At 57.5% G+C, this 15,527-nt stretch carries 15 protein-coding genes, 3 tRNA genes and 1 rRNA gene; 6 read left to right on the top strand and 13 right to left on the bottom strand.

Annotated elements, in window-relative coordinates; translation table 11 throughout:
• Positions 1-428: 428 nt before the first annotated feature.
• From AC13CY_RS18125 to AC13CY_RS18095, 7 genes are all read right to left on the bottom strand, one after another.
• Positions 429-504 (bottom strand) — tRNA-Thr (locus tag AC13CY_RS18125).
• A 72-nt stretch (positions 505-576) separates the two neighbouring features.
• Positions 577-651: transfer RNA gene (locus AC13CY_RS18120), tRNA-Gln, on the bottom strand.
• A gap of 6 nt (positions 652-657) precedes the next feature.
• A tRNA-Phe gene (locus tag AC13CY_RS18115) sits at positions 658-733 on the bottom strand.
• A gap of 152 nt (positions 734-885) precedes the next feature.
• Positions 886-1,161, bottom strand: coding sequence for an oxidative damage protection protein (locus AC13CY_RS18110; protein ID WP_062361802.1), 276 nt, complete (start codon positions 1,159-1,161; stop codon positions 886-888).
• Positions 1,162-1,212: 51 nt separating this feature from the next.
• Positions 1,213-2,310 (bottom strand): A/G-specific adenine glycosylase, encoded by a 1,098-nt coding sequence (gene mutY / locus AC13CY_RS18105; protein ID WP_483052842.1) that lies wholly within the window; start codon positions 2,308-2,310, stop codon positions 1,213-1,215.
• A gap of 103 nt (positions 2,311-2,413) precedes the next feature.
• Complete coding sequence (locus AC13CY_RS18100; RefSeq protein ID WP_044630462.1) at positions 2,414-4,747, bottom strand: AsmA family protein; 2,334 nt, start codon at positions 4,745-4,747, stop codon at positions 2,414-2,416.
• Positions 4,747-5,229: a GNAT family N-acetyltransferase gene (locus AC13CY_RS18095; RefSeq protein WP_044630461.1), complete on the bottom strand. Its 483-nt coding sequence runs from the start codon at positions 5,227-5,229 to the stop codon at positions 4,747-4,749. Before AC13CY_RS18095 ends, AC13CY_RS18100 begins: the two co-directional genes overlap by 1 nt.
• Positions 5,230-5,402: 173 nt before the next feature.
• Here AC13CY_RS18095 and hisB point away from each other — a divergent pair, with 173 nt between their 5' ends.
• From hisB to hisF, 4 genes are all read left to right on the top strand, one after another.
• Entirely contained in the window at positions 5,403-5,996 is a 594-nt protein-coding gene (hisB, locus tag AC13CY_RS18090; RefSeq protein WP_044630460.1) for an imidazoleglycerol-phosphate dehydratase HisB, read from the top strand.
• Positions 5,997-6,075: 79 nt separating this feature from the next.
• Positions 6,076-6,717 carry an imidazole glycerol phosphate synthase subunit HisH gene (gene hisH, locus AC13CY_RS18085; protein WP_044630459.1) on the top strand — a complete coding sequence of 214 codons (642 nt, stop codon included), beginning with the start codon at positions 6,076-6,078 and terminating at the stop codon, positions 6,715-6,717.
• A gap of 11 nt (positions 6,718-6,728) precedes the next feature.
• Entirely contained in the window at positions 6,729-7,475 is a 747-nt protein-coding gene (gene hisA, locus AC13CY_RS18080; protein WP_044630458.1) for a 1-(5-phosphoribosyl)-5-[(5-phosphoribosylamino)methylideneamino]imidazole-4-carboxamide isomerase, read from the top strand.
• Positions 7,472-8,245 (top strand): imidazole glycerol phosphate synthase subunit HisF, encoded by a 774-nt coding sequence (gene hisF, locus AC13CY_RS18075; protein ID WP_044630457.1) that lies wholly within the window; start codon positions 7,472-7,474, stop codon positions 8,243-8,245. The genes hisA and hisF overlap by 4 nt, the downstream gene beginning before the upstream one ends.
• Before the next feature lie 27 nt (positions 8,246-8,272).
• Here hisF and AC13CY_RS18070 read toward each other — a convergent pair whose 3' ends face one another.
• Positions 8,273-8,881 carry a YjaG family protein gene (locus tag AC13CY_RS18070; protein WP_054645224.1) on the bottom strand — a complete coding sequence of 203 codons (609 nt, stop codon included), beginning with the start codon at positions 8,879-8,881 and terminating at the stop codon, positions 8,273-8,275.
• Positions 8,882-9,021: 140 nt separating this feature from the next.
• Between AC13CY_RS18070 and AC13CY_RS18065 the strand changes: the two genes are divergently transcribed.
• Positions 9,022-9,714 carry a type 1 glutamine amidotransferase gene (locus tag AC13CY_RS18065; protein WP_044630455.1) on the top strand — a complete coding sequence of 231 codons (693 nt, stop codon included), beginning with the start codon at positions 9,022-9,024 and terminating at the stop codon, positions 9,712-9,714.
• 19 nt (positions 9,715-9,733) lie between these two features.
• Here the strand turns inward: AC13CY_RS18065 and mnmH are convergent, their stop codons facing one another.
• The 4 genes from mnmH to AC13CY_RS18045 form a co-directional block, all read right to left on the bottom strand.
• The gene (gene mnmH / locus AC13CY_RS18060; RefSeq protein ID WP_044630454.1) at positions 9,734-10,822 is read right to left on the bottom strand and encodes a tRNA 2-selenouridine(34) synthase MnmH; all 1,089 of its coding nucleotides are present in this window, start codon (positions 10,820-10,822) and stop codon (positions 9,734-9,736) included.
• Positions 10,819-11,859: a selenide, water dikinase SelD gene (selD, locus tag AC13CY_RS18055; protein ID WP_044630453.1), complete on the bottom strand. Its 1,041-nt coding sequence runs from the start codon at positions 11,857-11,859 to the stop codon at positions 10,819-10,821. The genes mnmH and selD overlap by 4 nt, the downstream gene beginning before the upstream one ends.
• Before the next feature lie 31 nt (positions 11,860-11,890).
• Complete coding sequence (gene radA, locus AC13CY_RS18050) at positions 11,891-13,261, bottom strand: DNA repair protein RadA (protein WP_044630452.1); 1,371 nt, start codon at positions 13,259-13,261, stop codon at positions 11,891-11,893.
• A gap of 101 nt (positions 13,262-13,362) precedes the next feature.
• Positions 13,363-13,812, bottom strand: a complete 450-nt coding sequence (locus AC13CY_RS18045; RefSeq protein WP_044630451.1) for a copper resistance protein NlpE N-terminal domain-containing protein — start codon at positions 13,810-13,812, stop codon at positions 13,363-13,365.
• A 192-nt stretch (positions 13,813-14,004) separates the two neighbouring features.
• On the opposite strand from AC13CY_RS18045, the gene hisC reads away from it, so the two are divergent.
• Positions 14,005-15,066: a histidinol-phosphate transaminase gene (gene hisC / locus AC13CY_RS18040; protein WP_082051480.1), complete on the top strand. Its 1,062-nt coding sequence runs from the start codon at positions 14,005-14,007 to the stop codon at positions 15,064-15,066.
• Positions 15,067-15,206: 140 nt separating this feature from the next.
• Here the strand turns inward: hisC and rrf are convergent.
• Positions 15,207-15,322: ribosomal RNA gene (gene rrf, locus AC13CY_RS18035) — 5S ribosomal RNA — on the bottom strand.
• Positions 15,323-15,527: the final 205 nt, after the last annotated feature.

The following is a 15,527-nucleotide window of genomic DNA, read 5'->3' as shown; positions in this document are numbered from 1 at the left end:
AAAGCACCACAATAGCGGCTTTTAAACACGATTAATGTAGGTGTTGCGCCTCTTTTTGATGCATACAGAAGAATTTATGCTGCATGAAGGTGCATTCATGTTTTCCATGCTTGCACCACTGTGACGACCAGACAGTGAGAAAAATCAGTTGTAAGCGGGATCGCAAGAACACAATCACTCTTTAATCCTAAGAGAGATCGCCATAACAGACAGAGGATGAAGAGTTTTGTAGAATCTGCCGAAGGCCACCAACAAATAAGGCCATTTCGACTACTCAGATACGATTTGCAAATCTGACAAGAACAGGCAGAATTGGCCTTGAGAGAAACGGCACGCAGATACGGAATGTGGGGAATGAAACAAAAAAGGCCAACGTTGAAGGTAGCCTTTTTAAATCTCTAACATTTTACTTTTAACCACTTTTTCAGTGGTGCCGACACCAGGAGTCGAACCCGGGACCTACTGATTACAAGTCAGTTGCTCTACCAACTGAGCTATGTCGGCGCTTCGCATTTTCTTGAGAACTTGATTGGGTTGCCGTTAGACTAGCCAATCAACAAGAAATCTTGTTGGCAATGGCTGGGGTACCAGGATTCGAACCTGGGAATGCCGATACCAAAAACCGGTGCCTTACCACTTGGCGATACCCCAACGTTGTGGTGGCCAGAGACGGAATCGAACCGCCGACACGGGGATTTTCAATCCCCTGCTCTACCAACTGAGCTATCTGGCCCTTGCCAACGGTGCGTATTAAACCAAAAGCTCCTCTTTTCGTCAACACCTTTGTGAAACTTTCTTTCTAGTCACGTGCTTAGGGCACATCAGGCGTTAAACCAAAAACGGCAAAGGCCACGCCATTCGTGGCTTTGCGCTGCGTTTCTAGGTTTATGCCTGGCTGGGCGGCACGTACCCTTCTGCTTGGTCGGTGGTTTCGTTATCTAGGAAGCGCTGCATCTGATCCATTAGATAGGCGCGTGCTTCTGGCTCCAGCATGTTGAGGTGCTTCTCATTGATCAGGCGGGTTTGCAGCGCCTGCCACTCTTCCCACGCTTTTTTAGATACCGTGGCCTGAATTTCTTGGCCCTGCTTACCCGGTAGCGGCGGGAACGGCAGCGCGGGTAGCTCTTGTTGGTACTTACGGCAGAAAACCGTGTTGCTCATGGCGTGCTCCTATTGAGTACGTTGTGTGTAGGTGGCTGTCAGCCTGTGGTGTTAGTAAGAAGGCCCTGGGGTTGGATCTAGGGTAAACGGTGCCAGCTGGCTTAACAGCGATTTGACCGGTGCCGCTAAGCCTAGCGCAGGTGGATGATTAACGTCATACCATACGCCGCTTTCGCGAACGCCGCTGATTCGTTCGCAGGTAACAGGCTGCGGCGTAATCACCAGCTTAAAGTGGCTGAAGGTATGGGTGAAGCTGGGCAGCGCAGCGTGACGCTCGGGGGCTTTGGTGTTGTCTTCCAGCCAGTCGTTGAGTTCGCTGTGGCGTTCAAACTGCGGCAGGCTCCATAAACCGCCCCATAGGCCGCTGGGTGGCCGCTGCTCTAGCCACACGCGCCCTTGCGGGTCGCGTAGCATCAGCATAATGGTCTCACGGGTGGGAGTGGCTTTTTTGGGCTTAGATACTGGGTAGCGCTGCGGCTCGCCTTGGGCGTAGGCGCGGCATACGTCACTAAACGGGCATATCGAGCAGTCGGGGTTGCTGCGCTTACACAGCGTCGCGCCGAAATCCATCATGGCTTGGGTGTAATCCGCCAGCCGCGTGGTGGGCGTAAAGTATTCGGCCAGCGCCCACAGCGAGCGTTCTACCGCCGGTTTGCCCGGCCAGCCTGCCACCGCGTGCAGGCGGGTGAGCGAGCGCTTTACATTGCCATCCAGAATAGCGGCCTGCCGGCCGGTGCTTTGGGCGATAATCGCGCCAGCGGTGGAGCGACCAATGCCGGGCAGCACCATCAGCGTTTCTACGCTGTCGGTGGGCAGCTCACCGCCGTGCGCTTCCATGGCGACCTGGGCCGCTTTGTGCAGGTTGCGGGCACGGGCGTAATAGCCCAGGCCCGTCCAGTGGTGCAATACGTCATCTTGCGGCGCGGTGGCCAGGGCTTCCAGCGTGGGGAAGCGGGACATAAAGCGCTCAAAGTAGGGAATCACTGTAGTCACTTGGGTTTGCTGCAGCATAATTTCAGACACCCAAACCCGGTAGGCGCTGCGCGGCGACTGCCAAGGCAGGTCGTGGCGGCCATGCTTGTTAAACCAAGTGAGCAGCCGGTGTTGAAACTCTTCCGCCGGTAGGCACGGCGTGGGCATATCGGCCATCGTTATTCCTTAAAACACTCGCTATGAACGACAGCGCCGGCGGTAAGGCCGGCGCGTGCGGTGCGTGATGCATTAACGCGGCTAGGCGTTAAGCAGTCTTTGGTTAGTTAAACAGGCGACGAATACCGTCACGCAGCTCTTGGCCTGCGCCTTCGCCTAAGCGCTCATCAATGCGGTCGATGGATTCACCAATCCGCTCTTCTAGCTCTTCTTCTACCCGGCTCCCGGCTTCGTTACGCAGCAGATCAACCACCGATGCTTCGAAGGCGGTGCGGTCGAAGCGGCACCACTGGGCTTTATCGTCACCTACATGGCCTTCACAGCTTACCGGCAGCGACAGCTGCTGAAGCCGTGGGTTGACTTGGCAGGCGGCGTCAGCGGTATCCACTAGCCGTGCGTTCGCTTGAGTCGTGAAGTTGAGGCTATTGAGGTTGAAGTCGCCCTCCCCTTGCACGTTGATACCCGGTAGCGTAATCAGCAAGTCGTCACTTTCAACCACGCCGTTGCGCACCTGGAAGGTGGCTTCAAAACGCTCAAAGCGGGTGTCCGGGTGCCATTCTCGCTCCACCTGCTGGCCTTCTAGCTGAGCAACCAGCTCGCACATCTCTCGGGAGATGTTGGTGCGTAGAATCGCGCCATCGTTGAGCCGCGCGGTTAATTCGCCGTTGAGGTTGCTGGTGAGCACATCGCGGCGGTTGCCTTGGGTAGTCAGCGCGCCGTCTAGATTGAAGCGTCCGCGCAGCGGGGCCTCTTCTTCGCTGAAGGTTTCGATTAACGGTGCTACCTGCACATTGCTAATGCTGGGCGAGAGCTGCCACTCCAGTACATCACCAGTGGCATCCAGCTGGCCGGTGGCGCTCAACTCCCCTTCGTAGAAACGGGACTCAAAGGCAGTGAGGCGGTGGTTGCCGTTTTCACCGCGCAGCGCCAGCTGAGTATCGTCAAAAGTCAGCCCAGCCAGTAGCAGTTGGTCGACGCTCAAATCGCCCTGAAGGGTGAGCGTACTTAACCATGCCTGGGGCAGCAGCGTTCCGCTGGTTTGAGCAAAGGCTTTACGCAGCAGGCCACGGCTGGCTTGCTGCGCGGTTTCGGGGCCAGGCAGGTAGTGATCCAGATTGAGCGTATCGCCTTCTAGGTTGAAGGAGAGCTGGGTACCATCCAGCGCGGCGGCAATATCGCCGGTAAAGGTGCTGTCATCTACCACCAGCGAGAGGCGCGGCAGGGAGATACGCTTCAAGCTGCCTTCGATGGGGCTGGTGAGCGCGACATCGCTAAGTGCGGCTTCGCTGGCAGTATTGAGCTTCACACCCGTGCGGGAAATCCAAGGCCGCAGCGTAAACGGCGCGGCGGTCAGTTGCCCGCTGTACTGCGGCGCGTCCAGCAGTTGCTCGACATTCAAGTGGCCGCTTACACGCAGGCCGTCCGGCCCGGTGAGCTGAACCTCTTTAAGCTGCGCGGTTTGGGCGGCAAAATCGGTTTCCAGGCCAAATGCTAGGGCAACGGCAAGACTGCCTTGCCAGTTTTCTGGGTGGCGCAGCCCAGCTTCCAGCACGCCTTCGGTAACGCTTAGTTGTTGCTCAGCTAAACGGGCAACAATTTCAGCCGCTTTTAAGCTGAGCTGCTGCGGTTCGCTCGCTTCTCCCTGACGGGTATGCGTGGTTAGCTGGGTGTTTTCAAAGATGATCTGTTCATCTTCTAGGCCAAGCCGCAGGCGTGTTTCAAGATTTACCTCGCTGGTCATGTTTGGCGCGCGCTCAAGCTCTTCGGCATCCAGCCGGTCATGCTTAGTAAGCGTGAACATGGCTTTTAGCGGGAAGGAGCGTACCGGATTCACATTGGTGCCTGAAATATTCAGCGGCTGAACCCGCCAGAGCGCTTGATTCTGCTCATCGCGGTAACGAATATCAGCATTTTTTACTTCGACGCTGGCGATGCTTAATACCACCGAGAGGCTGCCTGCATCGGCATTGGGGCCAGCACTTGCCGGAGCTAGCACGGTTTCAGCGGATTCGTTGTTGTGCTCAGAGAGTCGCTCCAACAGCGGCTGCCAGTTGCCCTCGCCTTCAGCGTTCTTCTCCAAATTGAGGCGCATGCCATCCAGCGTCAGGCCATCCACGGCAATCTCTCCGCGCAGCAGCGGAGCAAAGGCAACGCTCACTTCAGCACGGTTAATGGCGGCGAAGGCGGTTTCATCTTGTGCTTGATCAGGCAGCCAGGCGCGCGCCTGCTCAACGCTGACACCAATACGAGGGTAAAACGACCAGGTAATCGGGCCTTCCAGAGCTAAGTTCAGGCCGGTTTGCTCCTCTACCACAGCGGTTAAGCGTGGTTTGAAGTCTTCTGGGTCTAAAAAGGTGGTGACGTACACCACGGCGGCCACTGCCACAATGGCTAAAATGCCTATGGCGGCCAGCAAAATACGTAATAGCTGTTTCATTACCCTTTTCCTTGTGGGTCTAGCTCAACAAAATCACTGGTCGCCGGCAGGTCCGGGGCAGAAGACGAGGTCTCGGCAACGGGTCGAAAGCCTAATTTCGATAGCAGTACTCGGTCTGCCAGCGGCAGAGTGGTGGTAGCAATACGCAGTACGCGGCCATCTTGCTTGGCTTGCTCGCCCACTAGCGCCATCAGCCGTGAGCCGACACCGCGACGACGCGTAGTTTTACGCACGCATAGCTCAGACAGCCACCAGGCGCGGTCGTCGGCTTCTTGCACCGCCACCGCGCCTAACAGGCGGTCATTGAAGTGGGCACAGGCAAAAAATTGCTGTTCCTTTAAATGCTGTTCGATAAATGGCAAAACCGTGGGAGTGGGCATGCGCTCTTGGGGCGCGTCTTCATATATGCGCACTAAGTCGATGCGCACCTGCTCTTCTGCTTCCCAACGGGCCTGGTCGACATATTGCAGTGTCACCGGCATGGTGAAATCCTCGTTGCCAACGCAGCTAGGCTGCTATGTTAGCGCCGCAAACAGCGGCGACATTCCCCGCATTGTAGCGGATGGGGGCGCCGATTCTCTATAATGGTTGTTTTGGCCGCAGTTGCTGCCCGCCGATTATTCCTCAGAGTGCGCCCCGGCGCAGGAGATGCAACATGTCAGCGCGTATTGCCACGGTAAGCCGTGACACCAACGAAACGCAGATTACGGTCAGCGTCAACCTTGACGGCGAAGGCCGCTTGAACTGTGAAACTGGCGTTCCGTTTCTAGACCACATGCTGGATCAAGTGGCTCGGCATGGGATGGTAGATCTCGATATTCATGCCAAAGGCGACCTGCATATCGACGACCACCACACCGTTGAAGATTTGGGCATCACCCTGGGCCAGGCATTCAACGAGGCCATTGGCGATAAGCGCGGCATCTACCGCTACGGCCACGCTTATGTGCCGCTGGATGAGGCGCTCTCTCGGGTAGTGATTGATTTCTCCGGCCGCCCCGGCCTTTATATGAATGTCGAGTTCACCCGCGATACCATTGGCAGTATGGATACGCAGCTGTTCTGGGAATTTTTCCAAGGCTTTGTGAACCATGCTCGAGTGACGCTGCATATCGACAACGTAAAAGGCTTTAATGCTCACCATCAGGCCGAAACCATTTTCAAAGCCTTTGGCCGCGCACTGCGTATGGCCGTTGCGGAAGACCCGCGCATGGCTGGGCAAATGCCCTCTACCAAAGGCAGCTTATAATGCCGATCGTTGCGGTTAGCGGCGTAACGGCACGCCTCTCGCCTACGAATCTATCGCCCACGACCTTAAGGAGCGCTTCATGACCATTGCGGTAATCGATTATGGAATGGGCAACCTACACTCCGTGGCTAAAGCGCTTGAGCACGTCACCCATGAGAATGTGATCATCACCCGCGACCCACGGCGTATTCTGGGCGCTACCCGTCTAGTGCTGCCGGGCCAAGGGGCGATTCGTGACTGCGTTGGCGAACTCGAACGCACCGAACTGCGCGGCCTAGTGGATGACGTGTTAACCCGCCAAGCCAAACCGCTGCTGGGCATTTGCGTGGGCCAGCAGATGCTGATGGAGCGCAGCGAAGAGAATGGCGGCGTGGACTGTTTGGGGTTTTTCCAAGGCAGCGTAGACCGCTTCCCGGCCAATATGCGCGACGCGCAAGAGCAGCGCTTGAAAGTACCGCACATGGGTTGGAACCTGGTGAATCAACACCACGACCACCCGCTCTGGGCAGGCATCGATAATCATGAGCACTTCTATTTCGTGCACAGCTATTACGTCAATGCCGCCGACGATGCCCAGGTATTCGGCACCACCCAGTACGGCAGTGTGAGCGCTCACGTGGCGATTGGCCGCGATGCCACCTTTGCCGTGCAGTTCCACCCGGAAAAAAGCTCCCGTGCGGGCCTGCGCCTGCTGGAAAATTTTGTCACCTGGACGCCCTGAGAGGTTTCACTATGTTGGTAATTCCCGCGATCGATCTCAAAGACGGCCAGTGTGTGCGCTTAAAGCAGGGCCGCATGGACGATGCGACCTCCTACGGCGACGACCCGGTGGCCATGGCCGCGCGCTGGGTAGAAGCAGGCGCGCGCCGTTTGCACCTAGTGGATTTGAACGGTGCCTTTGAAGGCAAGCCGGTGAACGGTGAGGCGGTCACCGCCATTGCCCGCGCTTACCCGAACCTGCCGATTCAAATTGGCGGTGGCATCCGCTCGGCAGAGACGATTGAACACTACCTCAGCGCCGGTGTTTCTTACGTGATCATCGGTACCAAAGCGGTCAAAGAGCCTGAGTTTGTGGGTGAAATGTGCCGCGCCTTCCCTGGCCACATTATTGTTGGCCTGGATGCCAAAGATGGCTATGTGGCCACCGATGGCTGGGCAGAAGTCTCCACCGTCAAAGCTACCGAGCTTGCCAAGCGCTTCGCTAACGACGGTGTTTCCAGCATTGTGTACACCGATATTGCCCGCGACGGCATGATGCAGGGTGTCAATGTGGAAGCCACCGCCGCACTGGCCCGCGAAGGCGGCCTACCGGTGATCGCCTCCGGCGGCGTAACCAATCTGGACGATATTCGTGCCCTGTGCGATGTCGCCGATAGCGGCATTTTGGGCGCAATTACCGGACGGGCGATTTACGAAGGCAGCCTGGATGTCGCTGAAGCCCAGCGCTTAAGCGATCAGTTGAGTGGAGGTAGCGAATGAGCTTAGCCAAACGCATTATCCCCTGCCTGGATGTGGATGCCGGGCGCGTGGTGAAAGGCGTTAACTTTGTGGGTATTCGTGACGCGGGCGACCCGGTGGAGATCGCTCAGCGCTATAACCAGCAGGGTGCCGATGAAATCACCTTTCTTGATATCACCGCGAGCCACGAAGACCGCGCCACCACGGTGGATATGGTCGAGCGTATTGCGGGTGAGGTGTTTATTCCCTTAACCGTGGGAGGCGGCATTCGTACCTGCGACGATATCCGCACCATGCTGAACGCTGGGGCCGATAAGGTCTCAATCAATACCGCGGCGGTGACGAACCCCGAATTTGTGCGTGAAGCCGCCGAGCGTTTTGGCAGCCAGTGCATTGTGGTGGCGATTGACGCTAAAAAAGTGTCTAAGGAAGGCGAGCCTGACCGCTGGGAGATTTTCACCCACGGCGGCCGTCGCCCCACCGGCCTGGATGCGGTGGAGTGGGCCAAGGAAATGGTCGAGTTTGGCGCAGGCGAGCTGCTGCTGACCAGCATGGACCGTGACGGCACTAAGATTGGCTTTGATCTGGGTGTCACCCATGCCATTTCTGAGGCGGTGAGTGTGCCGGTGATTGCTTCCGGCGGCGTCGGCAATTTAGATCATTTGGTGGATGGCGTGCTGAAAGGCGGTGCCGATGCGGTACTGGCCGCGAGTATCTTCCACTTTGGCGAGTACACCATTCCAGAAGCAAAACGCTATATGGCCGAACGCGGCATCGAAATGCGTTTATAAGCCGCGCGACGTTTTAGGCTGGGGCAGTTACTCTGCCCCGGCTTCCTCATCCAGTGTTAGCCCCAAATTACTAATGCCGTTATTGCGCCCAAGCGTGCGAATCTCTTTGAGTGTTGTTTTATTGATCGACCCGCTGACCGCTTCCAGAACCGCATCTTGGAAGTCGTTTTCGTCTTCCATCAGCGGATGGTCGCGAATGATCAGCGCCAATGCTTGAGCGTCCACTTCCCCTTCGGTGAGTTCGATGAACGCCCGTACACCAGCCCGCGAGGTGCGGCTGACATCCAGCACGGCTTCGGGGGATTCGCCTTGCAGCGTATCGAGTAACGCAGAGATCGACACGACCGCATCCAGCGCCCGACGTGCGCCAAAACTCTCATCGCCCTCCGGCGGCTCGCATTCGGCCAGCTTTTCCGCTTGGCGGGCAAAGTCGATGCTGGCGTTGGGTACGCTAAGGCGCTCCCATACAAGATTCAGCACAGTGCGCAGGGTGTGCCCATCGCCATGGCCGCTGGTTTGCTCATAAAGGGCGTAGTTGGGTAACAGCCGCTCGCACAGTGCTGCCATAAAGGCTTGCTGGGCGGGCAGCGGCAGCAGTTGAAGCCGCTGATAAAATCCTGGGGGTTTAGCCACCATGCTGAATTCCTGAGTCACTAGGTTTGTGAAACTGAGTCTATGAAACTGAGTTGGTGAAATGAACGCGATGCGTTATCGTCGCACCCACGCAGCGGGCGACCCCGCGGCGTTTGATGTGCTCGGCCGGCGAGGAGATTACCATGCATATTCATCTGCTACAGCACGGCCCTGACCATGGTCCCGCCCGTCTGACCGACTGGCTTGAGAGTATGGGCCATAGTTACACCGTTTTTCACCTCTACGCGGGCGAACTCACGCCTCGCCCTGGGGAGTGCGATGCGCTCATCGTGCTAGATGGCCCCGAAGCCCTGTTGAGCGAACCGCCCGCTTGGCATAAAGCGGAGCGCAAACTGATCAATCGCTACTTGGACGGCCAAAAACCTATTCTGGGCATTGGTCTAGGGGCGCTATGGATCGCGGAAGCGCTTGAGGCGGTCGTCGCCCCTGGCACCTACCCCGAAACCGGCTGGCATACCGTCACTCTAGCCTCGGAAAGCACCTTCGACCTACCCGAGCAGTTTGAGGCCTTTATGTGGCACCGCCTGGTGTTTAGCCTACCCGATGGCGCGCTACCATTAGGCGGCAGTGCCGCCTCCCCGCTGCAAGGGTTTAGCTGGGACGCAGGCCGCGTGGCGGGCCTGCTATGCCACTTTGAAACGACCCAGGCCAGCGTAGCACCGCTGCTGAACGCCAACGAGCGGCCCACGGCGAAAAGCCCTTCCAGCGGGCACTTTGTGCAAACCGATGAGCAGATACTGGAAGACCCCACGCGCTTTCAGCGCTTGGCACCGCTGTTAGATCGCGTCATGACCCAGTGGCTGAAACGCGCTTAACCCCCACCACCTGCCGCCGCTAAGCACTCCACTGTTTGGCAGCGGCGAGACAGCTCTCCCAATCGCCTATATGAAGTTCTGTGGGCCGGTTTCCCTGCTGTTTCTCCAAGTGGTAACGGTAGAGCGGGTCGTAATATTCGGTCAGCAGCGGGGCAAGCCACGCCTCATGGGCTTGGATATCCCCGGCGGCATGGGCACGGAAAGCCATGGCCTGCATACGTTGCAAACGCTGTAGCCGGGCATTGCCCAGGCGTTTTGCCAGCCGCTCTAACGCGCTCGCCAGTTGACGCTGCATGCGCTGCCACCCTTCCTCTGGGCCAAAGCGAGCGGCGTAACCCTGCTCTAGCGCTTCGATATAGTCGCGGCGTAGCTGATCTAGCCGCCAATCTAGCGGCATTTCGATACGAATACGCGGCGCTTGCTGTAGGGCATGCCAAAAATCGAGCGGGAGATTGGCATTGCCAATCTGTCGGGACTCATCTTCCAACACAAGCTTACCCGGCTGCCCAATCAAACGCTGGCCCAGCGCGTGCTCAAAATCGATTTGGGTGGTGGGTTCGTCGGGCTGCCGCCCAAAAGCAGAACCTTTATGATTGGCGCAGGCTTCCAAATCAATGCCGTTGGGCAGTTGGTTAATCAGCTTCGTCTTAGCGCAGCCGGTGAGCCCTGCCACCACCAGCATAGGCTGCTGCGCGGCTTCGTCAATCCGTTGGCAGAGCTGCTGGCGTAGCGCTTTCCAGCCGCCTTCAATGCGTGGGCGATGAAGCCCTGCATCGACAAGCCACTGCTGGGCAATTTGCGAGCGCAGACCGCCGCGAAAGCAGTAGATACTCGCATCCGGGTGCTGGGCTAAGTAGGCCTGCCAAGCGGCGACACGCGCTTGCTTTATTTCACCGCTGACCAGCCGCTCACCCAGCGCGATGGCGGCTTGCTGGCCCTGCTGCTTGTAGGCAATGCCTACCTGGTGGCGCTCTTCATCCACCATCAGCGGTAGGTTGACCGCCCCCGGCAGGCTGCCTTGGGCAAACTCTACCGGGGCGCGTACATCAATCAGCGGCGTGTTTGACGCAATCACCTTAAGGGACGCAGGCGTGGTCGGCAGGGTCATCCAATAACCTCGATTTTAGCGTCTCCCTGGGGTGCTTTTAGGGTACCGAACGGCTCCAACGTTAGGCCGTACTCACGACCAATACGCTCAACGTCATCTTCCCATGCGGGGTCTACGCTAATCAGCAGCCCGCCAGAAGTTTGCGGGTCGCAGAGCCACTGCCAGTGGGCTTCATCCATGACGGGCAGCGCGCTACCCAGGGCGTCGCGATTGCGTACGGTGCCGCCGGGCACGGCACCTTGGCGGCGATAGCCTTCCGCTTCAGCTAACCGGGGCAGACGGCGGAAATCAATCTGCGCCATCACACCGCTGGCACTGCACATTTCGGTGAGATGCCCTGCCAAACCAAAGCCGGTAACATCCGTCATGGCGTTGACGCCCTTCACTTTGGAGAGCGCGATACCAATGGTGTTGGGTTTGAGCATGGTTTCACGGGCTAGGCCATGATGCCCGGCTTCTAGCAAGCCGCGCTTTTCCGCTGTGGTTAATAGCCCGACGCCCAACGGTTTAGTGAGAAACAGCAGGTCGCCGGGCTTAGCTTGGCTGTTGAGTTTTAAGTGCTCAAGATCGACCAGCCCGTTCACTGCTAAACCAAACATCGGCTCAGGGGCATCAATGGAGTGACCGCCGGCCAGGGCAATGCCCAGTTCACGGCAAACGGCCTGGGCACCCGCCACCACATCACCGGCGATTTCTGGGCCAAGTTTATCCAGCGGCCAGCCTAAAATGCCCAGTGCCATGACCGGTGTGCCACCCATGGCGTACACATCGCTAATGGCGTTGGTCGCGGCAATACGGCCAAAATCAAAAGGGTCATCGACAATAGGCATGAAAAAGTCGGTGGTGGCAATCATGCTGCGACCGTCGCCGAGATCGTATACGGCGGCGTCTTCACGCCCCTGGTTGCCCACGATCAGCCGCTGATGCCCGGCTGCCGGTCCGGCCTTGGCGAGAATGCCATCGAGTACGTCCGGGGCGATTTTGCAGCCGCAGCCCGCTCCGTGGCTATATTGGGTTAATCGAATCGAACTCATCATCCCTCTCCTTTTTAGATAAGCATAGCCGAAGTTACAGCGCTTCTAGCGCATCGCTCAATTTATCCACGGGGATCACTTCCATGCCTTTGGGTGCCTGCTTAGGGGCGTTGGCACGCGGTACGATAGCGCGAAGAAAACCGTGTTTGGCCGCTTCTGCAATACGCTCCTGCCCACTGGGTACCGGGCGTATCTCACCGGACAAACCCACTTCGCCAAACACGACCAGCTCTTTCGGTAAAGCGCGGTTTTGCAGACTCGACACGACCGCCAAGAGCACGGCGAGGTCGGCGCTGGTTTCCAGCACTTTGACACCGCCCACCACGTTAAGAAATACATCCTGATCGCCGGTAAACAGTCCGCCGTGACGGTTAAGAACGGCTAATAGCATGGCGAGGCGGTTTTGATCGACCCCCACAGCCACACGGCGGGGATTGCCCAGCGCTGACTCATCCACTAACGCCTGTACTTCTACCAGTATGGGTCGCGTACCTTCCCACACCACCATGACGAGACTGCCCGGCGCTTGCTCCTCTTGACGCGAAAGAAATATCGCGCTGGGGTTTTTCACCTCTTTCAGCCCCTGCTCCAGCATGGCGAATACGCCCAACTCATTGACCGCGCCAAAGCGGTTCTTCTGCCCACGCAGCGTCCGAAAGCGGGAGTCGGCACCGCCTTCCAGCAGCAGCGAGGCGTCAATCATATGCTCTAGCACTTTGGGACCCGCAAGGGTGCCATCCTTGGTGACGTGGCCCACCAGCAGCAGCACGGTATTAGTCTGCTTGGCAAAGCGGGTAAGCGCGGCAGCGGATTCGCGTACCTGGGCAACGCCGCCAGGGGCAGAACTGATATCTTCCAAGTGCATGGTCTGAATGGAGTCGATGACCAATATTTCCGGCTTCTCCCGCTCGGCCACCGCTAGAATGGTCTCTACGCTGGTTTCCGCTAGCATCTTCAGCCCGTTAGTGGGTAGCTGCAGGCGGTGGGCGCGCATAGCCACCTGGGAAAGCGACTCCTCCCCCGTGACGTAGAGAATACGCCGCTGCTGGGCAAGCTTACAGGCAGTTTGTAGCAGCAGCGTCGATTTACCAGCCCCTGGGTTGCCACCCAACAAAACGGCGGAGCCCGGCACCAAGCCGCCGCCTAGCACGCGGTCAAACTCTGCAAAGGTGGAGCTCAGCCTTGGCACCTCGCTTAAATCGACATTACTGAGGTCGACTACATCTCGTGATAGATCGCCTGCGTACCCGGCGCGCCCGGTAGTGGTGCCGCTACCGGGGCGAGCGCTTGCCAGCTTGACCTCCGTTAGCGTGTTCCACTCTTGGCAGCTCGTACACTGGCCCTGCCATTTACGGTACTCTGCACCGCATTCGGTGCAGACAAAGGCACTTTTCGCTTTTGCCACTGCCTGTTTGCTCCTTCTCTTGCGTCACGTACTAAAGGCTAGAAGAGTGCTCAGAAATGCAAAAGGCGGCCAGTGGCCGCCTTCGAGCGTCGCGTAAGGTCTTACTGACGCTGTAGCTGCAGCATCTCGCCATTTTCGAAACGGCGGCGCTCAGGGTCGATCAGCTCCAAGGTACGCTCATCGATACGCTGGAAGTAGTAGATTTGGCCGTCGCCGTTCGGCGTCAGCTCGTAGACCGTCGCATCGGGGTCAGAGGGCGTACCGGTCAACACTTCCCAGTTACCGGCATAGTTCTCGTCCGGCGGTGTCTGGGGGTGATTACGGTAAGTCGCATCCAGCGTGAACGTCCGCTCTTCCGGGGCGCTCATCTCTTCTCCCACCAACGTTACATCCAGGTCAATGCCGTCACAGTTACGGCAAGGCAGAGTGCCTTGGTAGTTAGCCTGTGATGCGGTCATGCCTGCATCTTCGCGCTGATCCGTTGGGCCAGCTGCGCAGCCCGCCAACAGTGCCAACATAGCCGAACCGGCTAGCAAACTCCTGAATTGCATTGGGTGTCTCCTTATCGTGTTGGACATACATTTCTTTCGCGCGCTTATGACAGCATAACCGCTACAAGGTGCGACGCCCACCCCCTCTGACGTAGAAGTAAGTTCTCACCTAGCCTGCATGGGAATGCTTGCGCTCTAGCGGCCATCAGGCGACCATGGTGCCATTACCGCTAGGATAATCAGGTTACCCTTATGAGCCAATATTGGAGCCCAGCCGTTAGGGAGCTTACCCCTTACGTGCCAGGCGAGCAGCCCCGTGAACGCGTTATCAAACTCAATACAAACGAGAACCCGTACCCACCTGCCCCTGGTGTCAGCGAGGCACTACGCAACTATGCAGTTGATCATTTGCGTCTCTATCCTGATCCGACGTCCTTGGCCCTGCGTGAAACCTTAGCAGACACGTATGGTGTAAGCGTAGCAGAAACCTTTGTTGGCAATGGTTCTGACGAAGTGCTGGCGTTCGCGTTCCAGGCGTTCTTCTGCCATGGGGCACCGCTGGATGTACCGTCGATTACTTACAGCTTCTACCCGGTGTATGCCAACCTGTATGGCGTGGAACTGCGCAAGCATCCGCTTAACAATCAATGGGAAGTCGACCTGGATGCGCTTGCCAACGATTCCGAACGTAGCGGGGTGATTTTTGCCAACCCCAATGCGCCTACTGGCCACGCTCACTCCCTTGAGAGCATCGAAGCACTGCTGAAACGTGTGGCGGATCGCGTGGTGTTGATCGATGAAGCCTACGTCGATTTTGGCGCAGAGAGCACGGTGGCACTGGTCGAGCGTTATCCGAACCTGCTGGTCACCGGTACCTTTTCCAAGTCACGCAGTCTGGCGGGCTTACGTCTAGGCTACGCGATTGGCTCCCCTGAGCTAATCGAAGGCTTACAGCGGGTAAAAGATTCGTTTAACTCCTATCCGGTCGATAGCCTAGCCAGTGTGGTCGGTATTGAGGCACTGAAAGATACCCAGCACTTCAACGCCTGCCGGGACAACGTCATTACTACCCGTGAGCGAACCCGCCAACGGCTGGAAGGGCTGGGCTTTGAGGTACTGCCCTCAAAAGCCAACTTCCTGCTGGCTCAGCACCCTGACTTTGCCGGTGCGCAGCTGTTTGCGGGCCTTCGGGAGCGAGGCATTTTGGTACGCCACTTCAATACCAATCTACTCAACAACTTCCTGCGTATCTCCATCGGCACCGACGATGAGATGGATAGCTTCATTGAAGCCCTAGAGTCACTCTCCGGTTAATGGATTATCCAGCTCTCTGAGTGCTTAAATGCAAAAACCCAGCCATATGGCTGGGTTTTTATTTCACTTGATCTTTTCGGCAATTTTCTTGGCGGCAACAAAAAACCCAGGCGTTTGGGTGGGGTTTTTGCGGTATGAGTGCCTGACGATGAGCTACTCTCGCATGGCGAGACCCCACACTACGATCGGCGCTAAGCGGTTTCACTGCTGAGTTCGGGATGGGATCAGGTGGTTCACGCTCGCTATGGCCGTCAGGCGTAACGGGTAATGCATATCATCCTGAGTTCGTCGTTGACGAGGTAAGTGATCGTCTCTTGTCAGCAAGCGCCTTGGCTTGCTGCTGCGTATCCGGTTTTCGTTATCACGGCGACCAGACCCCTTGGGTGTTATAGGGTCAAGCCTCACGGGCCATTAGTACACGTTAGCTCAACGCCTTGCAGCGCTTCCACACCGTGCCTATC

This window comes from Vreelandella sp. L-15, assembly GCF_056857635.1.
The sequence above is the reverse complement of the archived record's forward strand: the minus strand, read 5'-3'. Positions and strand labels throughout refer to the sequence as shown.

Excerpts from the sequence above, each read along its gene's own strand:
- AC13CY_RS18110 (WP_062361802.1), bottom strand. The coding sequence starts at position 1,161 with ATGAGCAACACGGTTTTCTGCCGTAAGTACCAACAAGAGCTACCCGCG.
- mutY (WP_483052842.1), bottom strand. The coding sequence starts at position 2,310 with ATGGCCGATATGCCCACGCCGTGCCTACCGGCGGAAGAGTTTCAACAC.
- AC13CY_RS18100 (WP_044630462.1), bottom strand. The coding sequence starts at position 4,747 with ATGAAACAGCTATTACGTATTTTGCTGGCCGCCATAGGCATTTTAGCC.
- AC13CY_RS18095 (WP_044630461.1), bottom strand. The coding sequence starts at position 5,229 with ATGCCGGTGACACTGCAATATGTCGACCAGGCCCGTTGGGAAGCAGAA.
- hisB (WP_044630460.1), top strand. The coding sequence starts at position 5,403 with ATGTCAGCGCGTATTGCCACGGTAAGCCGTGACACCAACGAAACGCAG.
- hisH (WP_044630459.1), top strand. The coding sequence starts at position 6,076 with ATGACCATTGCGGTAATCGATTATGGAATGGGCAACCTACACTCCGTG.
- hisA (WP_044630458.1), top strand. The coding sequence starts at position 6,729 with ATGTTGGTAATTCCCGCGATCGATCTCAAAGACGGCCAGTGTGTGCGC.
- hisF (WP_044630457.1), top strand. The coding sequence starts at position 7,472 with ATGAGCTTAGCCAAACGCATTATCCCCTGCCTGGATGTGGATGCCGGG.
- AC13CY_RS18070 (WP_054645224.1), bottom strand. The coding sequence starts at position 8,881 with ATGGTGGCTAAACCCCCAGGATTTTATCAGCGGCTTCAACTGCTGCCG.
- AC13CY_RS18065 (WP_044630455.1), top strand. The coding sequence starts at position 9,022 with ATGCATATTCATCTGCTACAGCACGGCCCTGACCATGGTCCCGCCCGT.
- mnmH (WP_044630454.1), bottom strand. The coding sequence starts at position 10,822 with ATGACCCTGCCGACCACGCCTGCGTCCCTTAAGGTGATTGCGTCAAAC.
- selD (WP_044630453.1), bottom strand. The coding sequence starts at position 11,859 with ATGATGAGTTCGATTCGATTAACCCAATATAGCCACGGAGCGGGCTGC.
- AC13CY_RS18045 (WP_044630451.1), bottom strand. The coding sequence starts at position 13,812 with ATGCAATTCAGGAGTTTGCTAGCCGGTTCGGCTATGTTGGCACTGTTG.
- hisC (WP_082051480.1), top strand. The coding sequence starts at position 14,005 with ATGAGCCAATATTGGAGCCCAGCCGTTAGGGAGCTTACCCCTTACGTG.